Source organism: Pseudanabaena biceps PCC 7429 (assembly GCF_000332215.1).
GTDB lineage: Bacteria > Cyanobacteriota > Cyanobacteriia > Pseudanabaenales > Pseudanabaenaceae > Pseudanabaena > Pseudanabaena biceps.
Map to the genome: position 1 here is coordinate 1 of NZ_ALWB01000293.1, position 5430 is coordinate 5430.

Consider the following 5430-nt stretch of genomic DNA (forward strand, 5'->3'; position numbering starts at 1 on the left):
GTTTTGGTTCTGACAGTAAAAACAAGATGTACTTGTTCAAGTCACATTTTGCCGTTGATGGTTTGCTGATTTCCCTCATTTTTGCTATGGCTATTGCTGGCTAACTCAATGCCTATTTTCTCCCTTTTGTCAATGCGTAACTTCTATAATCTTTTTTAGGCTTGTTTGCGGTTGAGCATGTCGATGAGTAGTCGGATGCTTTCGGCTTGGGTTTGGGCTGAGATGGCGTAGCGTTCTGCGGTGGAGTTTTGTTGTTTAGTTACTTCTTTGATTTGATAAATTTCGTCTTTAATATCTACTACGTCATTGGCGACGACATCGCGACGAGCGTAAAGATGCTCTACGAGGTTATTAATATTGCTATTGGTGGAGCGTAATTCTTGCCTTAAGGATTGAGATTCTTCGGTGAGAGTTTGTACGGACTGAGCTAAGGATAGTAAAGCTGTCTCGATTTGGCTTAGTTTGTTGGTAATTTCTGATGTCATTTTGATTTCCCTTTGCGGATAACGTAGTAAAAGGTAAAAATTTAGGCTTGTTTGCGGTTAAGCATTCCTATGAGTAGTCGGATACTTTCGGCTTGTTGGGCTGCTACGATCACTTGAAGTTCAACTGTTGCGGAGATGCGATCGCTTTGTCGATTCATGCCATCAATTAAAGTGTCTACTTTTTTGGCAAAGCTATCGAGCTTTTCATCTGTCCAAGTCATTTGCTTGTGCTTGTAATGAGCTTATAAAGATTATATCTAAGAACCCATTTAAGAATTGTCTAGATCCCCCCCAGCCCCCCTTAAAAAGGGGGGAGAATCAATTCTTCCCCCTTTTTAAGGGGGATTGAGGGGGATCTCTTAGAATTTTGAGTACTCGAAAGTAATTCTTAAATAGATTCTAGTCAGTCTAGCTGGTTTCAAATTTGGCTCAAGACTTGACGGATGCCTGATTCTAGTAGTTTTTGCCGATTTGTTTCTGCATCCTTGAGCTTTGCTTCCAATCCATCACAAAGTCTCATCATTTCCTCAACTTTCGCAACTATGCGTTTTTGTTCGTTGAATGGAGGAATAGGAATTAATAGTTTTTCTAAAATTGCAAGATTTATATTTTTCTGTGCTGTTGATGGAGCAAGTTTTTCCAAATATTCTTTCGCTATCTTCATGAAATAAGCAAATATCTCGATACGGATATCGGGTGCAGGAACAAAGCCAACAACACTATCAGGAATACAAGCATCAAATCCTAATACGGCTGTATCTGCAATGTTTGCAGCAATCGTGATTAGAAGAGTTCCTTTTTTCCATATACGACTTTGAGCTAATCCTACTTCGTTATACAGACTGGAATAAGTTTCAATAATTCTATTTGCACGGGCTACATCACCTGTTTGAACTAAAGGATAACACCCACCCTCATATAACTTAGGATCATTACGAGGTCTGTGTTTTGATTTGCCACGCCCAAATTCACCTAGTTCTGGAAATCTTGCCCATTGCCAGCCTTTTGGTAAATCAAAAAACGCATCGTCTTGTGAAATAGTTGGAAGATCTTGATTCCTTTTGATTTTGCCATCTTTTAATTTTGCTAGGTATTCTCTTGTTCGTGCTAGCAAAATAGAAGCTGTTTCGTCGTTGGGATCTTGTTTGACGAGTTTGCCCATTACGGCTAATTGGAGAATTGTTTGGCGGAGTTGGGAGACATTTTCGGGGAGACTGTAGAGCAGGTCGAAATTGTCGTGGACTTTTTGCCAGCGATCGCTAAATTCGTCAGTAGTTTTTGCGGTGGTTAGTTGGGTTAAGGCGATACGATTGAGGTTTATGCAGGTTTCGCGGCGTTGTTGCTGTTGCTTTTCTAAGCGATCGCACCATTCCATCAATTTATCAACCTTCTCCACAATCCTCTTCTGTTCATTAAGCGGAGGAAGTGGAACTAAACCTTGATATAGCTGTCCATCATTAATTGCAGGATAAGCCATACCTTTCATTTGAGAAGCAACAAAATCGATAAAAGGTTGACTTCGCAAATAGTAATACAAGTATTTATTGTAAACACCTGAAAATGGATGAATAACAGCAAAAGCAGTACTTACAATCGGTTCGGGTGAAAATTCTTTGCTAATAATTGCAATATTTAGAAGATAAGGTCTAACAGTCGCATAAATAACAGTACCTAGTTTTACCAGTTTTCTAGCCCGTGACGGAGCTTGGCTTGCTTCTAAAACATTGACTTCATCAGATACAATACCTTGCTCTTTATTGATTCCAGAAACATCAATATATGTAAATTCTCTATCTGGTTTCTTTTGTCCCCAATCATGTCCAACTTCAGCTAATCGAACCCATTCCCAATTATAAGGGATGTCATAAAAAAGCTCTGATTCGTCAATATTTAATACTTCTTTTGCTTTGGAAACAACTTTAGATTTAACGAGATCTCCTTTTTCTTTTCTAATCTTCTCTAGCAAAACAGAAGCAGGTTCATCATTTGGATCTTGAGAGACAAGCTTACCGCGCACAGCCAACTGCAAAATCAACTCACGCAACCTCGGCACAGCATTAGGCGCATCCGCAAGAATCTCAAATTGTTTAAAAAAAGTATCAGCAACAGTCATCAGTAATCTCTAAACATGGGCTAACTCTGGCTCACTAATCAAGCGCAAAAGCTTTGCTGATTCGATAGTTTCCATCGCAAAAGTATTACCTAGCCTATCAGTAAAATCGATCAAAAAAGCCCTTTGGTCAAATGCCATCAACACCGTCCCCATCTGACCTCGACGCAACACAATCGGCTGATGTGTCACCTTATGCACAGCGATCGCATCCTCCGTCAAAGCCACCAAATCATATTCTTGAATTTCATTATTCATAGTTAGCTAATCAATAGGATAAGTATTAGTAAGGCGAGGAAAATCTTCAGTAACCTTGACAATCCAACAGCTTAAGACAAGAGACTCGCCAACATCGGTATACATAGAAAAGGCTAAATCATAATGAGAACCATATTGATCAATCTTATACAGTTCCGCTTCACCCTCAATAGCAGCCTCTAGTAAAGCTTGTTCTAAAATCTCCTTATTAGCTAAATTAATACCAAGACGTTTCTCAAATAGTAGAGCTTTATGCTTACCCTTTGAATGCTCATAGTTGAGAGAGTACCGTTCAAGTTTGTCTCCAAGTTCTGCTCTATCACCGTTAGGTAGCTTCATTAGTATCGCTTACTTCGTTTACAAATTTCTGAATAGTTTTGCCCTGCAACCTTTGTACAAGTCGCGATCGCATCTGCTCCCATAACTCATCGGTCATCTCCACCAATTTGCCACTATCTAGCCCCTCTAACAACATTGCATCAAGCTTTTCCAGCGAATCAACATTTCCCATAATTGCGCTAACCTACTGTCATAAAATCCTAAATACAGTGTCCTGATTAAAATGCTATTTTATCATTAGCAAACTTTACAAATTGCTAACCAGCTAAAGTCATGCAAAAGTTCAGCGATCGGATTACCTTCAACTCACAGATCATGGGCGGTAGAGCCTGTATTCGAGGAATGCGAATTACAGTTTCACTAGTTCTCAGCCTAATTGCTAATGGGTTAACAACAATGGAAATCTTAAACGAATATCCCGATCTTGAGGTAGAAGACATTAAAGCAAGTCTTTTATACAACCCTGACCCAAGGTAGGGGTTTAGCATTTGCGCCACCATGCCTAAACTCCTCACCCCAAACTCGATCCGCAAATGCTAAACCCTCTTCGCTTTAATCAATAATTTGTCCCTGCGTTGTGAGATTTGGGCAAAGCATTCCCAAATTAAAATCATCTTAGAATTTATCAATTTCTGCGGGAATGCTTTGCCCCTACAGGATTTTATCTAACTTAATGACTCCATAAGCTCCTGCTTCAACGCATTTCTCGTCTCACTCAAACCCGCCATCAACGACGCATAATCCGCTAACAGATCCTCAAAATCCACATGATTGACCTCCGCCTCATGGGGATTCTTGATATCGAGATTGTAATTATTTGCCCGAATCTCATCAATGCTCACTCGCCAAGCTAGCTCATTTTCCACGCGATCGCCCCACCAAGACTTTTCGCGATCGAACTCACTAATATGAATCGGCTTCGTTTTGTTATAGGACTTCACACCCAACGGATAGGGATGCTCATAATACCAAATTTCCTGAGTCGGCTCACCTTTGGTAAAAAATAGCAAATTTGTCTTAATGCCCGTATAGGGATTAAATACCCCATTCGGCAAGCGCACAATCGTATGTAAATTGCAATCCTCCAGCAACTTCTCCTTAATCCTTGTCTTCACACCCTCACCAAAGAGCGTGCCATCGGGCAGCACCACCGCCCCGCGTCCGCCATCCTTGAGCAAATGCATAATCAACACCAAAAACAGATCCGCAGTCTCGCGAGTCCGCAATGCCGTAGGGAAATTACCCTCAATCCCATCCTCCTCCATGCCGCCAAAGGGTGGATTAGTGATGATGATATCTACGCGATCGCGATTGCTGTAATCACACAACGGACGGGATAGCGTATTGTCATGCTCTAATCTTGGCAAATCAAGATCATGCAAAATCAAATTGGTAATGCAAAGATGATAGGGCAGAGGCTTTTTCTCCGCACCGCGCACCGTCTCGCGCAAAGTCACCACATCCTCCGCCGATTGCGACTGCTGGCGCAAATGCTCCAAGGCACAGGTCAAAAAGCCACCCGTTCCACAGGCAGGATCGAGCACCACCTCGCCCAACTTGGGATTCACCATATCCACGATAAATTGCGTCACCGCACGGGGTGTATAGTATTCACCCGCATTACCTGCCCCCTGCAAATCCTTTAATAATTTTTCGTAGATATCGCCAAACTGATGCCGATCCTGCTGCTTATTAAAATCGATCGCATTCAGCTTATTGATCACCTGACGGATCAGCGTGCCATTTTTCATATAGTTATTGGCATCCTCAAACACGCGCCCCACCATGCGCCCCCGTTCATCCGCCTTCGCCACTAACCCCTTCAAGGTCGGAAACAACTGGCGATCGATAAAATCTAATAATTCACTGCCCGTAATCCCACCTTCAGCGATCGCCCAAGTCCGCCAACGCAGCGCTTCAGGAATTGGCGATTTATAATCGTCATCCAGTTCCAATTCTTCTTCTCGCGCATCAAACACCTTCAAAAAGATCATCCACACCAATTGACTCAAGCGCTGTGCGTCCCCATCCACACCCCTTACTTTTCCCGTTATCTCTGAAACCCTCTCTGTGCAAGGTTTTCAGAATCCAGTCTATTTGCAATAAGTTTCACTTAATGACAATACGCAACGCTAGAATAAGGCTTGTGGCGGTAGGAATATTGACGGTTACGCTGGAATAAAAGATAACAGGAAAAGTAAGATCCACACCCGCATCCTTCCGCATGATGTCTTGAAT

General features: G+C 42.0%; 8 protein-coding genes. 1 reads left to right on the forward strand and 7 read right to left on the reverse strand.

All coding sequences use genetic code 11. The features are described from left to right. Window positions 1–155 precede the first annotated feature (155 nt). The 6 genes from PSE7429_RS21015 to PSE7429_RS21040 all read right to left on the reverse strand — a co-directional run bounded on the left by PSE7429_RS21015 (window position 156) and on the right by PSE7429_RS21040 (window position 3364). Entirely contained in the window at window positions 156–485 is a 330-nt protein-coding gene (locus PSE7429_RS21015) for a hypothetical protein (protein WP_009629379.1), read from the reverse strand. Window positions 486–526: 41 nt separating this feature from the next. After that, window positions 527–706: a hypothetical protein gene (locus PSE7429_RS21020; RefSeq protein ID WP_009629380.1), complete on the reverse strand. Its 180-nt coding sequence runs from the start codon at window positions 704–706 to the stop codon at window positions 527–529. Window positions 707–903: 197 nt separating this feature from the next. Continuing rightward, window positions 904–2598, reverse strand: coding sequence for a restriction endonuclease subunit S (locus PSE7429_RS21025; RefSeq protein WP_009629381.1), 1695 nt, complete (start codon window positions 2596–2598; stop codon window positions 904–906). Between the two features lie 9 nt (window positions 2599–2607). Next, entirely contained in the window at window positions 2608–2853 is a 246-nt protein-coding gene (locus PSE7429_RS21030) for a DUF4926 domain-containing protein (RefSeq protein WP_009629382.1), read from the reverse strand. 6 nt (window positions 2854–2859) lie between these two features. Continuing rightward, window positions 2860–3192, reverse strand: coding sequence for a DUF6883 domain-containing protein (locus PSE7429_RS21035; RefSeq protein WP_009629383.1), 333 nt, complete (start codon window positions 3190–3192; stop codon window positions 2860–2862). Then, window positions 3179–3364 carry a hypothetical protein gene (locus PSE7429_RS21040; RefSeq protein ID WP_009629384.1) on the reverse strand — a complete coding sequence of 62 codons (186 nt, stop codon included), beginning with the start codon at window positions 3362–3364 and terminating at the stop codon, window positions 3179–3181. Before PSE7429_RS21040 ends, PSE7429_RS21035 begins: the two co-directional genes overlap by 14 nt. Window positions 3365–3465: 101 nt before the next feature. Here PSE7429_RS21040 and PSE7429_RS21045 point away from each other — a divergent pair, with 101 nt between their 5' ends. Then, window positions 3466–3669, forward strand: coding sequence for a DUF433 domain-containing protein (locus tag PSE7429_RS21045; RefSeq protein ID WP_009629385.1), 204 nt, complete (start codon window positions 3466–3468; stop codon window positions 3667–3669). A gap of 188 nt (window positions 3670–3857) precedes the next feature. Here PSE7429_RS21045 and PSE7429_RS21050 read toward each other — a convergent pair whose 3' ends face one another. Continuing rightward, a complete protein-coding gene (locus tag PSE7429_RS21050) occupies window positions 3858–5225 on the reverse strand; it encodes a class I SAM-dependent DNA methyltransferase (protein WP_009629386.1) in 1368 nt (455 codons plus the stop codon). Window positions 5226–5430: the final 205 nt, after the last annotated feature.

What these genes read in the sequence shown, in the direction of transcription:
- PSE7429_RS21015 (WP_009629379.1), bottom strand. Translation starts at nt 485, where the DNA reads ATGACATCAGAAATTACCAACAAACTAAGCCAAATCGAGACAGCTTTA.
- PSE7429_RS21020 (WP_009629380.1), bottom strand. Translation starts at nt 706, where the DNA reads ATGACTTGGACAGATGAAAAGCTCGATAGCTTTGCCAAAAAAGTAGAC.
- PSE7429_RS21040 (WP_009629384.1), bottom strand. Translation starts at nt 3,364, where the DNA reads ATGGGAAATGTTGATTCGCTGGAAAAGCTTGATGCAATGTTGTTAGAG.
- PSE7429_RS21030 (WP_009629382.1), bottom strand. Translation starts at nt 2,853, where the DNA reads ATGAATAATGAAATTCAAGAATATGATTTGGTGGCTTTGACGGAGGAT.
- PSE7429_RS21045 (WP_009629385.1), top strand. Translation starts at nt 3,466, where the DNA reads ATGCAAAAGTTCAGCGATCGGATTACCTTCAACTCACAGATCATGGGC.
- PSE7429_RS21025 (WP_009629381.1), bottom strand. Translation starts at nt 2,598, where the DNA reads ATGACTGTTGCTGATACTTTTTTTAAACAATTTGAGATTCTTGCGGAT.
- PSE7429_RS21035 (WP_009629383.1), bottom strand. Translation starts at nt 3,192, where the DNA reads ATGAAGCTACCTAACGGTGATAGAGCAGAACTTGGAGACAAACTTGAA.